Genomic DNA, 22,585 nt, shown 5'->3' with positions numbered 1-22,585 from the left:
CTGCATACTTAAGGTAGGCTGGGTAACAAAGCATTTTTCGGCAGCAAGTGTAAAATTTTTATGTTCTGCAACAGCTAACACATATTGTAATTGAGTGATCGTCATTTTGATAGTATTTTGTGATGCAAAAATAAGAAAATATAATTTTTTTTTATAATATTTTTAAAGAACTTATCTTAAATTTGTAGTAAACTTATTATAAAATGAAAACTATGAAAACAAATATTTTAGGATTGCCTGTAAAAGAGTCAGAATTATTAGTAAAGGAATTGAATATTCTGTTGTCAAATTTTCAGGTATACTATCAAAATTTAAGAGGAATACATTGGAATATTCGTGGTAAACGTTTCTTTGATTTACACGTTAAGTTTGAAGAATTATATACAGATGCTCAATTAAAAATTGATATGATAGCCGAAAGAGTTTTAACAATAGGAGGAACTCCTTTGCATACATTTGAAGATTATATTAAAAACAATAAATTAACGGTTGGAAAAAATATTTCGAACGATGAAAAAGCAGTTCATTTAATTGTCAATTCTTTAACGGATTTATTGAAGATAGAGAGAGAAATTTTGAAACAATCAGGCGAAATTAATGACGAAGGTACGAATTCTATGATGAGTGATTTTATTGCAGAGCAGGAAAAGACGATCTGGATGATGAATGCCTGGTTAGAAGAAGAGTTGTAATTACTTGTTAGCTAGTGAGATATAAACAGAATGTAGGTTCGTCTTCATTCTGTTTTTTTATGATTGTTAAATTTGTATAAATTTTTTGCTCTCACGCTTTGATATTAGTTGTTTAACACTATTTTTGCTGCAATGAAATTAATCGCTCGCATATTATTATTCATATTTATTGCTTTCTTATCTACCCCAACAATTGTTACGGTGATGAAGAAAAGTAATGATACGTCTATATTTTTCAGTTTTTCTGAAGAGGAGCATTCACACAAAGAACTTAAGGCTGCCGTTTATCCGGCAATACTTCAACATGAAGTTATAATGCCAGTTTATATTGCAAAAAAGACCATAGTGTCTGAAAATATTGTAAAACTAGACAATATTTCCCCGAGCATTTTTGCTCCGCCTCCCAACTTGGCATAATACTTCCGATTATTTTGAACCAACTACATTTTTAATTAAATGTGGTAAAACTTTAATGAATAATTTTTTTAGTATTGTATTATGACAAAAAAAATCAATCTTTTTGCCAACCTTAAATCTGATTTTGCTTCAGGTTTAGTGGTTTTTCTGGTGGCTCTTCCATTGTGTTTAGGTATCGCTATGGCTTCTGGAGCACCTTTGTTTTCTGGTATTATCTCGGGTGTTATTGGTGGTATTGTGGTAGGTTATCTAAGCCAGTCCCACATTAGCGTTTCGGGACCAGCAGCTGGATTAACAGCTATTATTTTGACCGCTATTACTGATTTTGGTGCTTTTGATGTGTTTTTAATGTCTGTTTTTATTGCGGGACTAATACAATTAGCATTAGGGTTTTTAAAAGCCGGAAGTATCTCTAATTATTTTCCAACAAATGTTATCGAAGGAATGTTGGCAGGTATTGGTATCATTATTATATTAAAACAATTGCCTCACGCATTTGGTTATGATGCAGATTTTGAAGGTGATCAGGCTTTTGTTCAAAATGACGGAAGCAATTCGTTTTCATTTCTATTCGACGTTCTGAAGCACATTCAATTAGGAGCAGTAGTAATTTCGCTTATTTCGCTTGTAATATTGATTTCGTGGGATAAAGTTTCGTTTCTAAAGAAATTAAAGTTAGTTCCCGGAGCACTTGTAGCTGTCATTGTTGGGATCGCTTTAAATGAATTTTTTGTTTCTACAGGAAGCTCATTGGCAATTGCAAAAGAGCATTTGGTTTCATTGCCAGTTCCAAAATCTTTTGATGAATTTAAATCTATTCTGATTACACCAAATTTTGCAGCAGTTACAAATCCGCAAGTTTGGGTAGTTGCTATTACAATTGCCATTGTTGCTTCTATTGAAACATTACTTTGTATTGAAGCCGCTGACAGAATGGATGTGCAAAAACGATATACAAACACTAATGTTGAGCTTAGAGCTCAGGGTATTGGTAATGTTTTGAGTTCACTTTTAGGAGGTTTACCAATGACATCAGTTGTCGTAAGATCATCTGCAAATAATAATGCAGGAGCAAAGTCAAAAATGTCAACCATTATTCACGGAGTATTATTGTTATTGAGTGTTTTGGCAGTGCCGGCACTTTTAAACAAAATTCCGTTGGCGACTTTGGCAACCGTTTTAATTTTGGTAGGATATAAATTGGCTAAACCGGCAACGTTTAAACATTTCTGGGAAAAAGGAAAATACCAATTTATTCCTTTTGTAGCGACATTAGTATTTGTTGTAGCAACAGATTTGCTTAAAGGTGTTGCTTTAGGAATTATTATTAGTATCATTTTTGTATTAAGAGGAAACTTAAAACGAGCTTACAGCTTTAAAAAAGAAGAATACGAAGACGGAGATGTTATTCATATCGATTTGGCGCAAGAAGTTTCATTTTTGAACAAAGCCGCCATCAAATCGACATTAGGTGAAATTCCTGAAAACTCTAAAGTCATTATTAATGCACATGATACTGAGTATATTGCACATGATGTTTTGGATTTAATTCGTGAATTTAAAGAAACACGTGCTGTAGACCAAAATATTAAGGTCAAACTAAAAGGTTTTAAAGCAGCGTATGAGCTTGAAAACTCACCTGATATTAATAATCATGTTTCGATAGAGCATTATTATGATGTTGCAAAAAGAGTATTGGTGCAAAAAGAAGCAGTAAAAAAAGAATTTTAAGAAAAATTTAAAACAGGTGTTATTTCTTAGTTGATAAAGAGAATTAAATTTTAGGTAACTTTACATAAAAGTTCTTTTAATATTCTTTAGGCAATAAAAAAGTACCATTCAAAAAAATAAAAAAAAATATAATGAGAGAGTTTTATAAACAATTACTAGAAAACAATAAGCAGTGGGTTGAAAAATCATTAGCCCTGGATCCTAATTATTTTGCAGATTTGGCAAAAGGACAAACACCGCCATTATTATGGATTGGATGTTCTGATAGTCGTGTTCCGGCAAATGAAATTATTGGCGCTAAGCCCGGAGAAGTTTTTGTACACCGTAATATCGCCAATATGGTCGTACACTCTGATATGAATATGTTAAGTGTTCTTGATTATGCTGTAAACGTACTAAAAGTAAAACACGTTATTGTTTGCGGACATTACGGTTGTGGTGGTGTAAAAGCGGCTATGGGTAATCAATCTGTTGGAATTATCGATAACTGGATTCGTCACATCAAGGATGAATACCGTTTGCATGATAAATACCTCAATTCTATTGCAGATGAAACGGAGCGTTTTAATGCTTTTGTCGAAATCAATGCAAAAGAACAAGTATATAACTTAGCAAAAACTTCGATTGTGCAGGGAGCCTGGAAAAATGGTCAGGACTTAATGCTTCACGGATGGGTTTACGGATTGAATTCTGGTTTTGTAACCGATTTAAATGTCAACATTGCTTCGAATGATGAGCTTGATGAAGTTTATCAATTAGACTTATAATAATAAAACAAAAAAATCGCCTCAAAAAGGCGATTTTTTTTATTCGTTTTCGTCCAGATTTTCATTGAAAGCTGATGGTAACATTGTTGGAATAAATTTTATTAAAATGGGTAATAATAAACTTCCGCCCGGGAGTAAAAAAATGGTTAGTGACGGAATCGTTTTGCAAATATCCAAAAGCTGTTTTTTTACCTTTTTCTTCTCCTTGGCATCCAAATCTCTGGTTGTAGAATAAGCGAGAAGAACCATTAATTCTTTACTCTGAATAATTTCCTTAACGAGTCTGTTTTTGTTTCTTATAATCAGTTTTACAACGCTGTGCGTCATTTGATCATAAAAGTGTTTTACCGGATTAGAGTAATTAAAATAAGGGATTTTCTTTTTATGAGTGGTGATAAATGTATTTGTTGTCTCAATGCTTTTGCTTACAAAATCATCAGAAACGCCCATCATTGATCCTAAAGAGTATAAAAAGTAAGCTTCTTCATTTTCTACAACACCATCACTCCATAAAGCCATTCCTGCCATATCAATTAGATAATAATATTCTAATTTGTTATTGAAATAACTCAACTGTAAGGTTTCTAAAGTATCAACGGTAACTTTTGAAAATTTTGAATAGCGTATAGAAGCTTCAAAAAGTTTAATCAATAAATCATCATGCTGAGATTTAATGGTTTTTGTTTTTAATGCCAATGCTACAATACCAAGAACGGTTTCTTCGATACGTTTAAGATATTTTTCAGGAATAGAACCATGCTCCAGATATTGCCTGAATGCCAGGACATCAATAAACAAAAGTGCATTGGTAACTAAGTGAGAAAAGTTTTTACTAATGATACTATCATTGGTTTGAACCCGCTGATCTATGATGTTTTCTAAAGATAGGGAAGGCGTATCTTTTGGGAGTAAAATTTTGAATATATTAAATCCCTCAGGATTCATTTCCTTATAAAACTTTAAAACTTCTGTTATAAAATTTTTTGGTTCAGAACTTCTTTTTTCTAAACAAAAAACGTGATATAAAGTATTTAATAAAGCGACTTTAGAAATCTCGGTTTTAAACCATCCTTTTATAGGAATTGGAATTTGAGAATCTATATCAATGATATGACCATAAATAAAACCGGTTTCTCTGACTTTATAGTAAAACGATTCCGTAGTTTCAAAAGGAATAGCTTCTGAAAACTTTTGTTCACTAAAAAACTTGTCTATCCAACCTGATGCTGATGGGTTAATCATTAATTTTAATTTATAGCTGCAAAGCTATATCTTTTTCTTGTGTTAGGATTAATTTTAAATGAAATAACCACCAGATTTTGTGAAAAATCTGGTGGTTATCCTGTTTTTTTATTTAATGATCCCTGCGCAAGCAACTCTTCCGCCAGCATTTCCGGTAGGTTGTGTTGTAAAATCATCAGTTCCCTGATGTACAATTAAACCTTTTCCTAAAACATCTTTACTGGCATCGCCACAACCTATACACCATTCGTCAGTAGTTAAGGTTATAGATCCGTTACCTTTTGCATCAGCAGTAAAGTTTCCTATATCGCCTTTGTGGTATTCTGCAACACCCCATTTTCCGTGTTTTTTAAAAGTTGGATTCCAGTGTCCTCCAGCAGAACTTCCGTCAGCAGCACTACAATCTGCTTTTTCGTGAATATGGATCGCATGAACACCAGGTTGTAAACCACTTATTTTTGCAACAAAAGTTACTTTACCGTCTTTTTCTGTAAAAGTAGCTGTTCCTGCAACTGTGCTATTACTTTTAGGTTCTAAAGCTACAGTTAAAGTTTTGGCATCATTTGATTTTGTATTTGTCTTACAACCAACAATTAAGGCTGTAATTATAGCGAAGGAAACGATTATTTTTTTCATATAAAGGGCTTTTAAATTAATTATTAAGTAAATTTAACATAAAATTCCGACATTGATTACAGGCAATAGTTAAATAAAACTAAAACTATTGGTTGCAATTTAATCTTATTGTAGACGCATAAACCAGCAATTATTGCCCTGATGAAATTTGCAAAAAAAACAGAAAATACCTTTTTTAACTCTATTAAAAATATCTTTTATGAAAACTAAATTATCCCTTTTATTAGTGTTACTGTGCTTTTTGAATCTTCCGGTATTGGCACAGGAAAAAACAAAGAAAGAATTAAAAGCAGAAAGAGAGCTGCAGAAACAAAAACAAATTGAAGCTTTGATTGATGCTAAAAAGTTTGATTTTGAAGCACAAAAAGCCAATCCTTTGGGTGGCAGGCTTATTATTTTGGATTATAATACTTATTTTCTAAAGTTTGATGCCATAAAGACAACTTGCGATCTGCCATTTTTCGGGCGAGCATTTAATGTTGCGTATGGCGGAGATGGCGGGATAAAATTTGAAGGTATTCCTGAAAATATAAAGGTCGAAAAAAACAAAAAAAGTTATACCGTAAAAGCTTCTGTAAAAGGAACAAATGATTTCTATAATTTAGTTTTTTCTATCTTTTTTGACGGTGGAGCAACACTTTCTATAAACAGTAACAATAGAGAATCAATCTCGTATAATGGAGAAATTAAAGCACCTAAAACTGAAGCAATAAAAAAGTAAGAAAGTTTCGTGTAAGAAAAATATGTACATTTGATAGTGATTGAATTTTTATAAACAAATTAAAATCAAAAACTATGAAAAAATTAAGTCTTATTCTTATTATGGCACTTGCCACGTTTTCATCTTATGCTCAGTCTTCGTTTAAGGAAGATGTAGAGGTTTTGCAAAGTGTTTATGGTAAATCGAAAGGTGATCTGGTAAAACAATACATGAATCTGTCAGATACACAATTTGTTGCATTTACAAAAGTTTACGATAATTATGAAACAGAGCGCAAGGCTCTTGGACAAACAAAATTTCAGTTAATCAATGATTACGCTGTAAATTATGCAACACTAACAGATGCAAAAGCGGATGAGTTGGCAAAAGGAACTTTGAAAAATCATTTGGCTTATGAAAAATTATTTTCCAAAACTTATGGTCAGGCCAAAAAGGCTGTTGGTGCTATAAATGCAGCTAAATTTATTCAGTTAGAAGTGTATTTGCAGACGATAATTCGAGCAGAGATTTTAGAGTCGATTCCTTTTATTGGCGAATTAGACAAATCAAAACTTCAATAAAAAACGTTTCTTTACAGATAAAAAAAACGGCAGTTATGTAAGTAACTGCCGTTTTTCTATGCTTTGAAAGTATTATTTAGCCGTTTTAACTTCATAAATGGCATTCACCATTCCGTTACGAGGACTATCTAAAGTAAGTTCCCAGAACATGATACCACCTAGTTTTTTAGACTTTACATATTCTGTTTTTGCTTTTATGGATTTAAGATCATCAGATGTTGCAAAAGTTTTTGATGCCGCATTATACCAATAAGGAGCTTTTGCTTTATCATCCCAAAAATATTTCCAGCCATTAGCTTCTGTAAAAGTTGAAGCAAAATTTTTGAAATCAACACCTTGAATGTGTTCTCCAGCCTGATAAAGACCATTGTTTATGTTTTCGACATTCTGCCATGTTCTGGAATAAAAAGCACCTCCAATAATCAATTTTTCAGCAGGAACTCCTTGTTTTAATAAATAAGTAACGGCTCTGTCTGTAGATTCTTCCTTGGCATTGGTGCTGTACAATGGTGTATGATGTCCGGTAACTTTAGAATATCCGTTTACCAGATCATAACTCATAATGTTGATGCGATTTACTAATGGAGCAACAGTTTTCCAGTCTATAGATTCATCCAGATATTTTTGAAATCCTCCGGCAGCAAAACTCAATTCATATTTTTTACCCAAAGTAGAACGCAAAATTTTGATTAATTCGGTAAAGTTAGGTTTGTCAGCAGCCTGAAATAAATGTCCTGGCAGTCCCTCAATTGCCGGATATTCCCAATCAAGATCTAAACCGTCTACTTTAAAATAATTGCTTACTTCTTTTACTGATTTAGCGAAAGTTAATCTTCCTTCGGCTGTAGAAAATGCGGCAGAACAAGGTTCACAACCTCCCCAGCCACCAAGTGAAAGAACAATTTTAAGTTGCGGATTATGTGCTTTTAAAGAAACCAGGTATTTGATTGTGGTAGAATCTTTAGGTGAATCAACGCTTAGTTTTCCATCTTTTAGATGACAAAAACTAAAGATAATTTGATCTAACTTGTTTACTTCGTAGTCGTTAATTAGTTTGTCATCGCCTGTGTAGTAAGCAATAACATCCAGTTTTTTATTTTTTTGCGCAAAAATAGAGGTAGAGATCAGGCAAAGAAATAAAAGGGCAATTAGGTTAAGGTGTTTCATTTTATATTTTTTGAAGTTTTAGAACGCTAAATATAAAACATTAGAATCAAAAGTTTACCATACATTTTGTAACAGAAACGCAATTTTAATAAAGATTTGTGAAATGATTAATGATTTTTAATGTAGAGACGCACAGCAGTGCATCTCTACAAAAGAATGCCACAGATTACAAGATTAAAATGATTAAAAAAATCTGTGAAAATCCTGTAATCTGTGGCAAAATAAAAAAAAATAAACCCGCACTGTTTCGGATAAGTGCGGGTTTAAACAAATTAAAAGCTAAAAACTATTTTTGTATTAGAAGCAGTATTCGTTTTCTGCAACTAATTTAGATGTAATAACCTCTCTTAAAGCTACCACATTTGGATTGTTTGTATATTTTGTAAAACGTTTTAATCCCATTAACATCATACGTTGTTCGTCTCCTTCGGCAAAAGAAATAATTCCTTCTTTTCCTTTTGAGTTAACAATATCTACTGCTTTGTATAAGTATAATTTTGCCATAGCAATTTGCTCTTGTACTTTAGCTTCACCTTGATTTTTGGCTAATTTTTCAGTTCTAAGAATGGTACTTTCAGCCATGTAGATTTCGATTAAGATATCAGAAGCAGCCATTAATAACTGTTGGTGAGCATCTAAATCCGGTCCGTATTTTTGAACAGCACTTCCTGCAACCATTAAGAAAACTTTCTTAAGATTAGTGATAATTCCTTTTTCTTCAGCAAATAATTCAGAGAAATCAGGAGTATCAAAAGATGGAATTCCCATTAATTCTTCAGAAACTTTCATTGCTGGTCCTAATAAATCAACGTGACCTTTCATTGCTTTTTTGATCAACATACCTACAGAAAGCATTCTGTTGATTTCGTTTGTTCCTTCGTAGATTCTGGCGATACGAGCATCTCTCCAGGCACTTTCCATTGGAGTATCTTCAGAGAATCCCATTCCACCAAAAATCTGAATTCCTTCGTCAGCACAAGCTTGTACGTCTTCAGAAACGGCAACTTTAAGGATAGAACATTCGATAGCATATTCTTCAACACCTTTTAATTCAGCTTCCTGGTGAGAAGTTCCTTCTGCTTCACGAGCAGCGATTCTGTCTTCGATATCTTTTGCTGCACGGTAAGAAGCACTTTCTCCAGCGTATGCATTAGTTGCCATTTCGGCTAATTTAGAACGGATTGCTCCAAAAGATGAAATTGCAGTGTTAAACTGGATTCTTTCGTTAGCATATTTTACTGCATTTGTAGTTACTCTGCGTTGCGCATCTAAACAAGCAGCTGCCAATTTGATACGACCAACATTTAAAGCATTCATTGCAATTTTGAAACCGTTTCCTCTTTCAGACAACATGTTTTCTACAGGAACTTTAGTATCATTAAAGAAAACCTGACGAGTAGAAGAAGCACGAATTCCTAATTTATGCTCTTCTTCATTCATAGAAATTCCGTTTGACGGATCGTTTTCTACGATGAAACCAGTAATATTTTTATCATCTCCAATACGGGCAAAAACGATGAAAACGCTGCAGAAACCTGCATTCGAAATCCACATTTTTTGTCCTGTAATTTTATAATGAGTTCCGTCTTCAGATAAAACCGCTTTCGTTTTTCCTGAGTTAGCGTCAGATCCTGCGCCTGGTTCAGTCAAACAATAAGCTCCAAACCATTCTCCGGAAGCCAATTTAGGAACGTATTTTTTCTTTTGTTCCTCAGAACCATAAAGAGTGATCGGCATCGTTCCAATTCCGGTATGAGCACCAAAAGCAGTCGAGAACGATCCTGTAGCACCAGATATGTAATCGCAAACTAACATTGTAGATACGAATCCCATTCCTAATCCACCGTATTCTTCAGGAACCGCAACTCCCAGAAGTCCTAGTTCACCAGCTTTACGCATAGAGGATTCTGTATAAGCATAATCTTTTTTCTCAAAACGATCTTTATGTGCCCATAATTCTTTGTCAACGAACTCTTTTACAGAGTCACGCATCATTAATTGCTCTTCCGAAAAATCTTCTGGTGTAAAGATATCTTCGCACTTTGTTTCTTTAACTAAAAACTGACCACCACGGGTTACGTTTTTTTCGATTGTATCTGCCATTTTTATTTTTTTTGGGAGAAAAGAAAATAGAATATAGAAAATAGATTTTTTACTGGACTTATTTTAAGCCGTTTTGAAAACCCATTGTCATTCTTTGAAATTCTTCTATTTTAATTTCTAATTGGTTAAATTGTATCTCGTTTATATATGTTCTATGTTTAGCAATCAATAATTGTGTAATTAGTTCAAATGAAGAGCCCAGAGAAATGTCTAAAAAGTAACTAAAAGACTTATCGGTTCTTGAAGATCCTTCGGCAATATTACTAGGCATCGAAACCGAACATCTGCTTATTTGAGAACTCAAATCGTATCGTTCGTGTTTTGGAAATTCTATTAATACATCTGAAATTTCATTAGCAATTGAAATTCCGATCTTCCAAATCTTCAAGTTCTTATAATTATGTCTCATTTTTTTTGAGTTAAGTTAAGAAATTAAAATAAAAAAGTAAGATTAATACTATTTTTATTTCTTTTGGAAATATTTTATAATTCCAAAAAGTATTATCTCTCTATTCTCAAAAAAAACATCTATTCTCTTTATTCTTTCCTCTTTATTCTTTGCTCTTTATTCTATTCTCTCTTTAAAGAACTTCATAAATCCCGGCAGAACCTTGTCCAGTTCCCACACACATCGAAACAATTCCGTATTTGCTACCTCTGCGTTTCATCTCGTCGAATAACTGGACAGAAAGTTTAGCACCTGTACAACCCAGAGGATGTCCTAAAGCGATTGCACCACCGTTTACGTTTACGATATCAGGATTTAGACCTAACTCGCGAATTACAGCCAAAGACTGAGAAGCAAAAGCCTCGTTTAATTCGACCAAGTCAATATCTTTCAATTCTAAACCTGCTTGTTTTAAGGCTTTCGGAATTGCTTTTACAGGACCAATACCCATGATTCTTGGCTCAACACCAGACGAAGCAAAGTTTACCAATCTTGCAATTGGCTCAAGATTTAACTCTTTTACCATATCCTCGCTCATGATTAAAACAAAAGCAGCACCATCACTCATTTGCGATGAGTTACCGGCAGTTACGCTTCCGTCAGCAGCAAAAACAGGTCTTAAACCTGATAAAGCAGCAACAGAGGTTCCGGCTCTTGGTCCTTCGTCTTGTTTTACAACATAAGATTTAGTTTCTTTTTTACCATTTTCATTTACAAAAGTTTGCTCAACAGTAATAGGAACAATTTGTTTGTCGAATTTACCTTCGGCTTGCGCTTTTAAGGCTTTCATGTGAGAGTTGTAAGCAAACTCATCCTGATCTTCTCTTGAAATTTTATATTGGTTGGCAACCGCTTCAGCAGTTAAACCCATTCCCCAGTAATAATCTTCGTGACCTGCAGCAGCAACTTTATAATCCGGAGTTGGTTTGTAACCTCCCATCGGAATAAAACTCATACTTTCTGCACCACCGGCAATGATACAATCTGCCATTCCTGATTGGATTTTTGCAGTTGCCATTCCGATAGTTTCTAATCCGGATGCACAATAACGGTTAACTGTTACACCAGGAACATCTTCTACTTTTAATCCCATTAAGGAGATCAAACGACCAACGTTAAGTCCTTGTTCTGCTTCTGGCATGGCATTTCCTACCATAACGTCATCGATACGTTTTTTGTCAAAATCAGGCAACTCATCCATCATAAACTGAATGGTTTCTGCAGCTAATTCATCAGGTCTTTTAAATCTAAAAACCCCTTTTGGTGCTTTTCCTACCGCAGTACGGTAAGCTTTTACTATATATGCTGTTTTCATTTGTTTTTGTTTTTTTAAGATTTTAGAAAATCGATCATAGAAAATAGACTATTACTTTGTCACAAAATCTATATTCTTTTCTCTTTATTCTGTTTTTTAAGAGTATAGAAGATAGAGTATAGAAAATAGACTTTACTAAGTCTGAAATCTATATTCTATTCTCTTTGTTCTATTTTCTAATTTCTAAGTGGTTTTCCTTTAGTTAACATATACTGGATTCTCTCTAAAGTCTTGCGTTCTGTACATAAACTCAGGAAAGCCTCACGTTCGATATCTAATAAATATTGTTCAGATACTAAAGTTGCTTCAGATAAATCACCACCTGCCATTACGTAAGCAAGTTTGTTAGCAATTTTCTTGTCGTGCTCAGAAATGTATTTTCCAGCTTCCATTTGATCCGTTCCTACTAAGAACATTCCAAGAGCTTGTTTTCCTAATACTTTAACATCAGTTCTTCTGATAGGTTGCGTATAACCCGCTTCTGCCATTAACAATGCATGTTTTTTAGCTTCGGCAATCTGACGATCTTTGTTTACCACGATAACATCTTTTCCATGTTGAAGAAGACCTGTGTCAAAAGCCTCATAACCAGAAGTCGATACTTTTGCCATAGCGATTGTCAAGAAATATTCCTGAAGAACGTTCAATTCCACATCATTTTTACGGAATAAATCAGACGCTCTTAAAGCCATTTCTTTAGATCCGCCACCACCAGGCAATACACCTACACCAAACTCAACTAATCCCATATAAGTTTCAGCAGCAGCAACCACTTTATCAGCGTGTAAGCTCATTTCGCATCCACCACCAAAAGTCATTCCGTGAGGTGCTACTACAACTGGAATCGAAGAATAACGAACGCGCATCATCGTGTCCTGAAACAATTTGATAGCCATGTTCAATTCGTCATATTCCTGTTCAACCGCCATCATGAAAATCATTCCGATATTGGCCCCAACAGAGAAATTCGCTGCCTGATTACCAATAACTAAACCTTGATATTCTTTTTCAGATAAGTCGATTGCTTTATTGATAGCCTGAAGTACATCGCCACCAATAGTATTCATTTTAGATTGGAATTCTAAGTTCAAAATTCCATCTCCTAAATCTTGGATAATTGCACCACTATTACTCCAAACTTTTTTGCTTTCGCGAATGTTGTTTAGGATAATAAAGGAGTCTTGTCCCGGAACTTTAGTTTGAGATTTTGTTGGGATATTGTAGAAATAAGTTGCTCCTTCTTTTACAGAGTAGAAACTCTCACTTCCGGAAGCCAACATTTCAGTAACCCATGCAGCAGGCTCAAGACCTTCTGCTTTCATGATTTCGATTCCGTTGGCAACACCAATAGCGTCCCAAATTTCGAATGGACCATTTTCCCATCCAAAACCAGCTTTCATCGCATCATCAATTTTATATAATTCGTCTGAGATTTCAGGAATTCTGTTGGATACATAAGCAAACATTCCGGCGAAACTCTTACGATAGAATTCTCCAGCTTTGTCTTTTCCTTTTACCAAAACTTTAAAACGATTGATAGGTTTATCGATAGTTTTTGTTAGTTCAAGCGTAGCAAAGCTTGCTTTTTTTGCCGGACGGTATTCTAATGTATCTAAGTCTAAGGTAAGAATATCTTTGTCTACTTTTTTGTAGAAACCTTGTCCTGTTTTGCTTCCTAACCAATTGTTTTCCATCATTTTTGTGATGAAATCAGGAAGTTTAAACAATTCGTGTTGTTCATCTGTTGGACAGTTTTCATAAATACCATTGGCAACGTGCACCAAAGTATCTAAACCAACAACATCAACAGTACGGAAAGTAGCCGATTTTGGACGACCAATTACAGGTCCGGTCAATTTATCAACTTCCTCAATCGTTAATCCCATTTCTTTAACCAAGTGGAATAAACTTTGGATTCCGTAAATACCAATTCTGTTTCCAATAAATGCCGGAGTATCTTTAGCAACAACAGATGTTTTTCCTAAAAATTTAGATCCGTATTCGTTTAAGAAATCCAATACTTCATTTGAAGTTTTTGGACCCGGAATAATTTCAAATAATTTTAAGTAACGCGCAGGGTTAAAAAAGTGTGTTCCGCAAAAGTGTTGTTGAAAATCTTCGCTTCTTCCTTCACTCATAAAATGAATTGGAATTCCAGAAGTATTAGAAGTAACTAAAGTTCCCGGTTTACGAAATTTCTCGATTTGTTCGAATACCAGTTTTTTAATATCCAAACGTTCTACAACAACCTCGATAATCCAGTCAACATTGGCAATTTTTGCTATATCATCTGTGGTATTTCCTGTTGTAATTCTGTTTGCAAATTTTTGACTGTAAATAGGAGACGGTTTCGATTTTAACGAATTCGCCAAGTGCTCGTTTACCACACGGTTGCGAACAACTTTACTTTCAAGTGTTAATCCTTTTTTAGTTTCAGCCTCTGTCAATTCGCGCGGTACGATGTCAAGTAGTAAAACTTCAACACCAATATTGGCAAAATGACAAGCTATTCCTGAACCCATAATTCCGGATCCAATTACAGCAACTTTTTTAATTGTGCGTTTCATAGAGTTAATATTTTGTTTTTTTGTTTGAATTTGAAACAAACCTTTATAAGGTATAAAAGTCTACTCGTTTTCTGATTTTTCGGTTTGATTAAATATGTTTTTGTCCTGAATTAATTCATTTATGATTTCAGAAACTTCGATAAAATGTTTAAGCTTTTCATCAGAAACATGTTTTCTAATTGTTTCATTAAATTTCAGAACAGTATTTTTAGATAAATCTCTTTTTTCTTTGCCAAATTCGGTTAGGTAGATCAAAACACCTCGACCATCTGTTGGATTTTTTTTGCGAACAATTAAACCTTTGTCTTCCATCGATTTTAAGGTTCTGGTCAGGCTCGTAGCTTCCATTCCCATTCTTGGGCCTAAAGCTGTAGAGGGAGTTCCTTCCTCTTTATCAATACTTAAAAGTGCAAATCCGGTCGCCATTGTAGCATCGTACTTTGCAGCCTCTTCGTTATACATTCTTGAAACAGCCTGCCATGTAGCTCTTAAAATATAATCTATTGTTTTGTCTTTCATAGGGAACTATATCGATTTCAAATATAATCAAAAAATACTATGCATGCATATTATTTTGTGATAATTTTTTGGTTAGTAAAAAAATATCTCTGATTTAGAGTGGTTTATGATTTAATTTTAATTGAAATATACTATTCTTTTTTGAGATTTTAACAAATTTTATGCTGTAAAAATTGCTTTATCGTTTTAATTTAAGATTAAACGCTATTTTTTATAAAAAATCATGATTTTAATTCAGTATTATCCTCAGGTTCATATCGTGAAACGGCCTTTTTAAGCATCTTTTTCATCCTATTTCGTAAGTTTTCAGGTTTAATAATCTCGATTCCGTCACCAAAACCCAATAAAATACGTTCCATTTCATAATTAGGAGAAATGAACAAATGCACCATAATACTATTGTCCTCATTTTCTTTAACCAGTCTTTGGGTATGATGCAAAGGTTTGGTTAAAACATAAGGTGCATTTACAGCATCAATCCAAAGTTCGATTTTTCTGGGCTGTAAGCCTGAATTTACCGTAACGCCAATTACATTTTTATAAAAAAGGTCAGCATCAAAATCTTCTTCCAAATAAGGAAGATTAAAATCATAATCGATTCCAATAATTCGATCCAGTGCCAAATTGGTAATAGGAGCAGCGTCCTTTTTTTTTCCTACCAAAAACCATCGGTTATTAAATTCCTTTAGAATAAAAGGATGAAAGTGGAATTTTGTTTCCTCTTTCGATTTAAAAGATTTGTACGTAATCACCAAAACAATTTTTTTTATAATCGCCTGATAGACTTCATCCAAGTAATGTAAACCTTTTAACCCTTCATTTTTGTCCAGATAAATAACCGGTTTAGTGTGCGATTTCTCGGCGTAGATTTTATCCTCCAAACGCTGCAAAATATCAGATACATCATTAAACAAAGAGAAATCCTTAAACTGTTTTAACATCGAAACCGTTTCGGTCAGGACATTCATATCTGTTTCCGTTAGCGGAATATCCGTTATCGTAAACTCATCGTCTTCATATTTATAATACTTTTTGTCGTAAACAACAATTGGTGCATTATAACCCAGTTTTTCGCTTCGCATTAACTGAATATCCATTTGAATGGTTCGTTTGCTAATCGGGTTTTCGCGACCTTCATATTCAAATAAAGCTTCAGAGCAGCATTCGATCAGATCTTCCAGAGTCCACTGTCTGTATTTATTTTGCAAACATTTGTCGATCGTTTTATATCGTATTAAGGCATTTTTGTTTTGAGACATAGTTTTTGGTTTTGCCGCGAAGACACGAAGGCGCTAATTTTTTATTTTTAAAGCCACAGATTAAAAGGATTAAAAGGATTAAAAAAAATCTGCTTAACTCTGCTCAATCTGCGTGAAACAAAAACTTTGCGACTTTGCTCCCGATAGCTATTGGGATTGCGGGATTAATTTATTTCAGTTAAATATTTTGGGCGTGTCCCGCCAAAAAAGGCGGGTCGGGCTTTCGGCTTTATCTTTTGTTCCGTTCCACTTCACAAAAGGATATCGCCTCTATCCCTCACGCATTTATGGTAATAAGAAAATTTAGTTATTATAATTTCATAAGACAATTTTTTCGTTCCAATTTTCTATTTCAATTTTTTTCGTTCCAATTATCGTAGAGGCGCACAGCAGTTCGTCTCACACAAGATAACCACAATTTATTCACGTTACAAAAGACGCACTGCTGTGCGCCTCTACAGAAATACTTTGTGTTATCATCGTATTTTCAGACAAACAGTGTAATCATTTTAATCCTTTATCCCGATAGCTATCGGGATTACGTGATTAATATCTACGTCAACAATAAAATCTCTTTTTCAATATTTGCCCTGGCTTTCACCTCATATAAACCTCTAAATTCCTCAGTCTGAAAAATAAATTCATTCTCCAGAAAATGTTTCAAAGCTTTGGCGCGTCCCGGTTTGTATAGAAGATCAGGATAAATGTGATACTCTTTTCGAATTTGCTCATAGTAAACCTGATACTCCTTCCAATCCCGGGCAAGAATCTTCAGGTCAAAGTCGATAAGCCAGTTAATATCTTCGGTTATATTGTACTGATGTTGTTGTGTTGCGCAAATAGCATCAAAAACCAATTGCTTGTCTAGTTTAATATTTTCAGGTAAAATCGACAAAGCATATTCGGCACTTTTGAGTTCGTTGTCTTTTTTAGAACTTTTATAGATGTAGTCGTGATAAAAAATAGAATATAATATTTCGTTAGGAGATTTAAGCTGATCAAAGTAGGTTTCAAAACAGGAAATCATATCATTGATATGCGTCAGGTTATGGTAATGTCTCGATTTATTAGAATATGCCTTTTCTAAATCCAGCCAGTTTTTCTGAATATCATTTACTGAAAAGCCAATATTCGAAAGTAATTCAGAATAAATTTTATTTAAATTCATGTTGTTTTTATTTAAATCTGATGAAAGCTCCAAAAGGGCGTAATATTTATAAACAATTTCACATTATTCAGCATCAAGCTCCAGCGGAGCGAAATATCTATAGCAATTTATTAGAAAGAGAATCAAAAGCTCCAGCGGAGCGACATTTTGATTTTTATGTTGGCCAATAAAATATGTCACCCGCCGCGGCGGGCTCTTAAAAATGCATTCTTAAAAATGGCTATAAATATGTCGTCCCTCTGGGACTTTCTTGTTTCTATCTAAAACTATAAATATGTCATTCTTTAGAATTTTATTTACTTTATCTAAAAACGCTATAAATATGACGTCGTTAAAGGGATTTACGCAATTTTATTAAATCAATATTTACTCAAATATAAAATTCTTTTTTTACTGCGCAAAATAATTGCGTAGTAGTTTTGAAATCTTTGTAATGTCAAAACGAAAGACCTTGTAGCTTAAAAGGAAAAGCCTATAGAAAAATTACTGACTATAGAGTTTGCGGATATTCCGGTTAGACCCGAGCGGACTAATGGGTAGAATTTATAGAAGCACCAAAATCGTTAGGGAAAGTAGGGAAGCGTATTTAGAGCCGCAATGCCCGAGAGGGAATATGAGTTCGAATCTCATCAGGGTCACAAAAAAATAAGATTCTTTTTTTACTGCGCAGAATAAATGCTCAGTACATTCGAAATCTTTGTTCAGGAAATAAAACAAGTTCATTGAAATAAAAAAAAAAGAGTTTAACAGGTCAAGTTTAAGTTACTTCAAAACCATTAAGAGATATACTTACACCATTACCTTTTTACTCAAATTTATATTGAGGCAGTAGCTCAGCGGTAGAGCAGGTAGTTTTGAAATTATTTTTTTAGGTCAATCAAAACTTACTTCGTACACTTTTAATGTCCGGGTCGTGGGTTCGAATCCCATCTGCTTCACTATTAAGGGTCAATTAAAACTTACTTCAGAACACGGCTAATCCCGGTTCGAATCCAAACAAGTTTTAAAATCATCATTAATAAAAAAAGAGGGTCAAAATTAGCTTACTTCTCGGGGAAACCCACAAACTTCCAATTTGAATCAGCTAATTAATTACACTCTAATTTCAGGTCAAGTGTTTCTTACTTCAAAACTCTTTTAGGTAGAAATCAGAAACACAATTATCTAAATTTTAAAAATTTAAAAAAAATGAAAACACAAGAATTATTAAAAATCAGTTTGCGTCAAAATGCAATTTTCATTCCATCAGAAATGATTGCGAATGATATCAAAAATTTATCAGGAACAACATCGGTTTTAGTAGCCAATGTTTCAAAACTTGGATTTACGTTTTCCGAATCGTTATTACACGCTTTAAATAATGTAAACCCAAATTATAAAGTACAAGTTTTAGAGGTCTTAAAAGAAGTTTTAGGAACAGATAAAAACTGGACACCATTGGTCAAAGAATGGAATATTTCAACAGGAGAATCTGTTTTGGATCATGTTGCAACTTTTTTCGCAAACGTTTTTAAAACAAATAACGGAACAACTTTGCAATGCGGACATATTATCCCAATGCATACTTTTCCTTTAGAAAGATACAACGGTTGCCCGTTTTGCGGAACTCCGTTTGAATTTGGTAAAATCGAAAAATTCGGACAAGGAAGTAAATTGAAAATGCTTGAATTGTGGACAGAAAAAGATTTAAATGATTTCTACAAATCTTTATTGCAATCCAAAACAGCTTTGGACGCTACGCAAGTAGATAGTTTAAAAACAGCCTTAAAATACTTGCCTTTGCCAAAAACGGAGATCGCAATAAAAGAAACCTTGATGTTGGTGATCGATGTTCTGATAGAAGGTGGTCAAGCCGAAAATGCGTCTCAGTATTTTAAATCACCAACAGATATTTTAAGGTATTTATGGTTCAAAAACACTGGATTATTGCAAATTATCGAGCCAAAAACAATTATCAGGAGAACAGCAAAAAATGCACAGCATTTATACCATATTTTAGATACAGGTGTGCAGGCACAAATTGCATCTCAAAAAGATTTAAAACTTAAATACTCCAGAAAAGAGTGTTTAATGGTGGCAAACTGGTTCAATAATCTGGATATGGATGTAGAAACAATATGCGAAATCATGCACCCGAAAAGAGGAATGTGGATTCGTTTCATAAGAGCATTGCGTTTGGCAGAATACAGCAAAAGAAAAGGATTTGAGAAATTGGCCTTTTTAATGGATGTATTTTACAACGAGGTTTATGATATTTGGCAAAGTAAAGTAAACACGTCGAGATTAAAATTTGATGCCGATAAAACATTCGCCTTATTAAAACAACGTCCCGGATTGTTTGCACGTTCCTTATTCTCGAATATGTTGTGGTTTGGAGCAGACGAAACGGTGGCGCATTTTACAGAAATTATCGATAAAGTTCCGGCAAGATTAGTTTTTACTTTAAACATGTATGCTCAAAATTATTTTGATAAAAACATGCAAAGAAGCGTGAAACCTTTGGGTGGAACCAACAAACGAATTGCGCCAAATGCTTTATTGAATTTGTATGATGAAGAACAATTAGAGGCGATGAAAAATCAAATCGAAGCGTTGTGTCTTTTAGCCATGAAAAAAAGATTTGCTGCTATTGCAAACCCGAACAAAACGATTTATATCGATCCGCAATTGTTTAATATGCCAGTTTCGATTGGTGATAGAAGCGAGACCGTTCAGGATTTGCCGGTTGCTTTAATGGGAACTCGTTTCCCGATTGATGGTAACGAAGTGCGATTGTTTATGCAATGGGGTAAGGATTTGCCGGCGCAACATCTGGATATGGATTTAAGCTGCCATATTGCCTATGAAGATAGAGCAGATATCTGTTCTTTTAGCCGATTAGAAACAATTGGTTGTAAACATAGTGGTGATATCAGAAGTATTCCGAGTAAAGTTGGAACTGCTGAATATATCAACATCAACATTGACGATTTGGCAAAAGCCAACGCCAAATTTGTAACCTTTACCTGCAATGCTTACAGCAACGGAAGCATCACGCCAAATCTTGTTGTGGGTTGGATGAACAGTAAACACCCAATGAAAATCTCGGAAAAAACCGGAGTTGCCTACGATCCGTCATGTGTAGATCATCAGGTTCGTGTGACGCAAAATGTTACCAAGGGTTTGGTTTTTGGAGTTCTTGATGTAACCAAAAGAGAAATCGTTTGGTTAGAGATGACTTTTGGAGGTCAGATTGTAGCAGGTTTGGATTTTATAGGAGTTCAGGCATTATTGGCAAAACTAAGCAGCAAATTGAATATTGGTAGTTTGTTACAACTTAAAGCAGAAGCGCAAGGTTTAATAATTATCGAAGATCAAAATGCCGATGAGGTTTACGATACAAAATGGGCGATAAATGCTGCGGCAGTTACGCAATTATTAATAGATTAAAAGAGGCTCAAAGGTTTTGAGGGGCAAAGGGACAAAGGTTTAATGTTTCACGCAGATTTTACAGATTTGGGCAGATTTAAAATGATTTTTTTTAATAATCTGCGCTCATCTGCCAAGATCTTTTTAAATCTGCGTGAAACAAAAATCTACGCAAAATAACTGCACAGTAGTAAATAACCTTTGCACCTATGAACCTCTGCAACTTTGTCTCTTAACAATAAAAATTATGAAAACACAAATAAACGGTACAGATATAATAGAATTAGGATTTCCTGAAGGAAAAACTATCGGGATTGCCTTAAAAATAAACAGTAAAAGACACGGGTTAAAGCGTGATGAAATGATTACCAACTTCAAAAATGTTCTTGAAGCACCTGAAAATTATATAGACGATGCTATTTTTAGCAAACTAGCAGTGGCTTTGATCGAAAAAGCGAACGAAAAACTGGAAGATTTTATTGCTTTAAATCAAAACCCAAATGCTTATTCGGCTTACGGATTAGAAGGTATCGAGGATGGGGCCAGAAAACAGATGGAAGTAGCGATGAAATTACCGGTTACTGTTGCAGGAGCTTTAATGCCGGATGCACATCAAGGTTACGGTTTGCCAATTGGTGGAGTTTTAGCCACAAAAAACGCCATTATTCCGTATGGTGTTGGCGTTGATATTGGTTGCCGGATGGCATTGTCGGTTTATGATATTGCAGAAGATTTTTACTTTGAAAACGAAGCCAAATTCAAAAAAGAACTAATTGCCAATTCGATTTTTGGAGCAGGTCATGGTTTTCAGGGGCAATACAAATCAGATCATGCGGTTCTGGAAAACGATGCTTTTAATATGACTCCGTTTGTGAAGAATCTGAAAGATAAAGCCTGGTCGCAATTGGGTTCTTCGGGTGGTGGAAATCACTTTGTCGAATTTGGAATCATGGAATTTGCAAAAGACGATGTGGTTTTGAATATCCCAAAAGGTAAATATGTCGCTTTGTTAACGCATTCCGGTTCACGAGGGATGGGCGCAACCATTGCCGGACATTATACCCAAATGGCAAAAGATGTTTGTAAACTTCCTGATGTGGCTAAGAATTTAGCCTATCTGGATATGAACTCGCAACTGGGACAAGAATACTGGATGGCGATGAATCTTGCGGGAGATTACGCCTCTGCTTGTCATGAAATTATCCATAACAAAATGGAACGTGCTTTGGGCGCGACAATTTTAGCCAAAGTCGAAAACCATCATAATTTTGCCTGGAAAGAAATCTGGAACGGCGAAGAAGTTATCGTGCATAGAAAAGGAGCAACTCCTGCTGGAAAAGGCGTTATGGGGATCATTCCGGGAAGTATGACGGCACCGGGATTTTTGGTGAGAGGAAAAGGGGAGGAGAACGCTATAAACTCGGCTTCGCATGGAGCAGGAAGACAAATGAGCCGAACTCAAGCCATAAAAAACATCACCAAAACCGAGATGCAATCGATCTTAACACATCATGGTGTAACACTTATTGGTGCTGGTCTGGACGAAGCGCCAATGGCATACAAAGATATCAATCAGGTTATGGAAGCGCAACAAGATTTGGTTGATGTTGTAGCAAAGTTTACGCCTAAATTGGTGAGAATGGCTGATGATGGGAGTCGTGAGGACTAGTGTTCAGTCTCAGTCGCGGTTTTCAGTGTAGAGGCGTGTTTTAAGTGATCAGTCGCAGTGACAGTTTTCACTGTAGAGGCGCACAGCAGTGCATCTAACACAACGTTTCCTCATTTTTTGTCATTTCGACGCAGGAGAAATCTCCACAAGTAGCTCCGCAATGTGAGTCCAATCTTTGTAGAGTTTCTCGCGAAGA

At 34.6% G+C, this 22,585-nt stretch carries 19 protein-coding genes and 1 tRNA gene; 9 read left to right on the top strand and 11 right to left on the bottom strand.

Annotation, left to right across the window (positions count from 1 at the left end; translation table 11 throughout):
• A partial coding sequence (locus B0A64_RS23515) for a LysR family transcriptional regulator (RefSeq protein ID WP_123875955.1) occupies positions 1-105 on the bottom strand: 105 nt, incomplete at its 3' end.
• 107 nt (positions 106-212) lie between these two features.
• Here B0A64_RS23515 and B0A64_RS23510 point away from each other — a divergent pair.
• The 4 genes from B0A64_RS23510 to can all read left to right on the top strand — a co-directional run bounded on the left by B0A64_RS23510 (position 213) and on the right by can (position 3,607).
• Positions 213-692, top strand: a complete 480-nt coding sequence (locus B0A64_RS23510) for a Dps family protein (RefSeq protein WP_089481900.1) — start codon at positions 213-215, stop codon at positions 690-692.
• 132 nt (positions 693-824) lie between these two features.
• Complete coding sequence (locus B0A64_RS23505) at positions 825-1,109, top strand: hypothetical protein (protein WP_089481902.1); 285 nt, start codon at positions 825-827, stop codon at positions 1,107-1,109.
• An 81-nt stretch (positions 1,110-1,190) separates the two neighbouring features.
• Positions 1,191-2,840 (top strand): SulP family inorganic anion transporter, encoded by a 1,650-nt coding sequence (locus B0A64_RS23500; RefSeq protein ID WP_089481899.1) that lies wholly within the window; start codon positions 1,191-1,193, stop codon positions 2,838-2,840.
• 131 nt (positions 2,841-2,971) lie between these two features.
• Positions 2,972-3,607: a carbonate dehydratase gene (gene can, locus B0A64_RS23495; protein ID WP_089481898.1), complete on the top strand. Its 636-nt coding sequence runs from the start codon at positions 2,972-2,974 to the stop codon at positions 3,605-3,607.
• Positions 3,608-3,646: 39 nt separating this feature from the next.
• On the opposite strand, the gene B0A64_RS23490 is transcribed toward can, so the two are convergent.
• Together B0A64_RS23490 and B0A64_RS23485 are read right to left on the bottom strand one after the other, a co-directional pair.
• Positions 3,647-4,849: an LETM1-related biofilm-associated protein gene (locus tag B0A64_RS23490; RefSeq protein ID WP_089481897.1), complete on the bottom strand. Its 1,203-nt coding sequence runs from the start codon at positions 4,847-4,849 to the stop codon at positions 3,647-3,649.
• Between the two features lie 108 nt (positions 4,850-4,957).
• Entirely contained in the window at positions 4,958-5,485 is a 528-nt protein-coding gene (locus B0A64_RS23485; RefSeq protein WP_089481896.1) for a superoxide dismutase family protein, read from the bottom strand.
• 199 nt (positions 5,486-5,684) lie between these two features.
• Between B0A64_RS23485 and B0A64_RS23480 the strand changes: the two genes are divergently transcribed.
• Together B0A64_RS23480 and B0A64_RS23475 are read left to right on the top strand one after the other, a co-directional pair.
• Positions 5,685-6,206, top strand: coding sequence for a DUF4251 domain-containing protein (locus tag B0A64_RS23480; RefSeq protein WP_089481895.1), 522 nt, complete (start codon positions 5,685-5,687; stop codon positions 6,204-6,206).
• Positions 6,207-6,280: 74 nt separating this feature from the next.
• Positions 6,281-6,766, top strand: coding sequence for a hypothetical protein (locus tag B0A64_RS23475; RefSeq protein ID WP_089481894.1), 486 nt, complete (start codon positions 6,281-6,283; stop codon positions 6,764-6,766).
• A 72-nt stretch (positions 6,767-6,838) separates the two neighbouring features.
• Here the strand turns inward: B0A64_RS23475 and B0A64_RS23470 are convergent, their stop codons facing one another.
• The 8 genes from B0A64_RS23470 to B0A64_RS23430 form a co-directional block, all read right to left on the bottom strand.
• A complete protein-coding gene (locus B0A64_RS23470; RefSeq protein ID WP_089481893.1) occupies positions 6,839-7,933 on the bottom strand; it encodes a glycoside hydrolase family 18 protein in 1,095 nt (364 codons plus the stop codon).
• A 297-nt stretch (positions 7,934-8,230) separates the two neighbouring features.
• Positions 8,231-10,036, bottom strand: a complete 1,806-nt coding sequence (locus B0A64_RS23460; protein ID WP_089481891.1) for an acyl-CoA dehydrogenase family protein — start codon at positions 10,034-10,036, stop codon at positions 8,231-8,233.
• Between the two features lie 58 nt (positions 10,037-10,094).
• The gene (locus B0A64_RS23455; protein ID WP_089481890.1) at positions 10,095-10,445 is read right to left on the bottom strand and encodes a four helix bundle protein; all 351 of its coding nucleotides are present in this window, start codon (positions 10,443-10,445) and stop codon (positions 10,095-10,097) included.
• Between the two features lie 172 nt (positions 10,446-10,617).
• The gene (locus tag B0A64_RS23450; protein WP_089481889.1) at positions 10,618-11,799 is read right to left on the bottom strand and encodes a thiolase family protein; all 1,182 of its coding nucleotides are present in this window, start codon (positions 11,797-11,799) and stop codon (positions 10,618-10,620) included.
• A 176-nt stretch (positions 11,800-11,975) separates the two neighbouring features.
• Entirely contained in the window at positions 11,976-14,366 is a 2,391-nt protein-coding gene (locus tag B0A64_RS23445) for a 3-hydroxyacyl-CoA dehydrogenase/enoyl-CoA hydratase family protein (protein ID WP_089481888.1), read from the bottom strand.
• A 60-nt stretch (positions 14,367-14,426) separates the two neighbouring features.
• Positions 14,427-14,885, bottom strand: a complete 459-nt coding sequence (locus tag B0A64_RS23440; protein WP_089481887.1) for a MarR family winged helix-turn-helix transcriptional regulator — start codon at positions 14,883-14,885, stop codon at positions 14,427-14,429.
• Positions 14,886-15,106: 221 nt separating this feature from the next.
• A complete protein-coding gene (locus tag B0A64_RS23435; protein WP_089481886.1) occupies positions 15,107-16,144 on the bottom strand; it encodes a helix-turn-helix transcriptional regulator in 1,038 nt (345 codons plus the stop codon).
• Positions 16,145-16,697: 553 nt separating this feature from the next.
• The gene (locus B0A64_RS23430) at positions 16,698-17,312 is read right to left on the bottom strand and encodes an HD domain-containing protein (RefSeq protein ID WP_089481885.1); all 615 of its coding nucleotides are present in this window, start codon (positions 17,310-17,312) and stop codon (positions 16,698-16,700) included.
• A gap of 822 nt (positions 17,313-18,134) precedes the next feature.
• On the opposite strand from B0A64_RS23430, the gene B0A64_RS25315 reads away from it, so the two are divergent.
• From B0A64_RS25315 to B0A64_RS23420, 3 genes are all read left to right on the top strand, one after another.
• Positions 18,135-18,250, top strand: a tRNA-OTHER gene (locus tag B0A64_RS25315).
• A gap of 250 nt (positions 18,251-18,500) precedes the next feature.
• On the top strand, positions 18,501-20,741 hold the full coding sequence (locus tag B0A64_RS23425) for a hypothetical protein (protein ID WP_089481884.1): 2,241 nt from the start codon (positions 18,501-18,503) through the stop codon (positions 20,739-20,741).
• Positions 20,742-20,967: 226 nt separating this feature from the next.
• Positions 20,968-22,389 carry an RtcB family protein gene (locus B0A64_RS23420; protein WP_089481883.1) on the top strand — a complete coding sequence of 474 codons (1,422 nt, stop codon included), beginning with the start codon at positions 20,968-20,970 and terminating at the stop codon, positions 22,387-22,389.
• The last annotated feature ends 196 nt before the right edge of the window (positions 22,390-22,585 follow it).

Origin of the sequence: Flavobacterium araucananum, from assembly GCF_002222055.1 — a bacterium.
GTDB lineage: Bacteria > Bacteroidota > Bacteroidia > Flavobacteriales > Flavobacteriaceae > Flavobacterium > Flavobacterium araucananum.
This window is presented reverse-complemented; position numbering and strand designations above follow the sequence as displayed.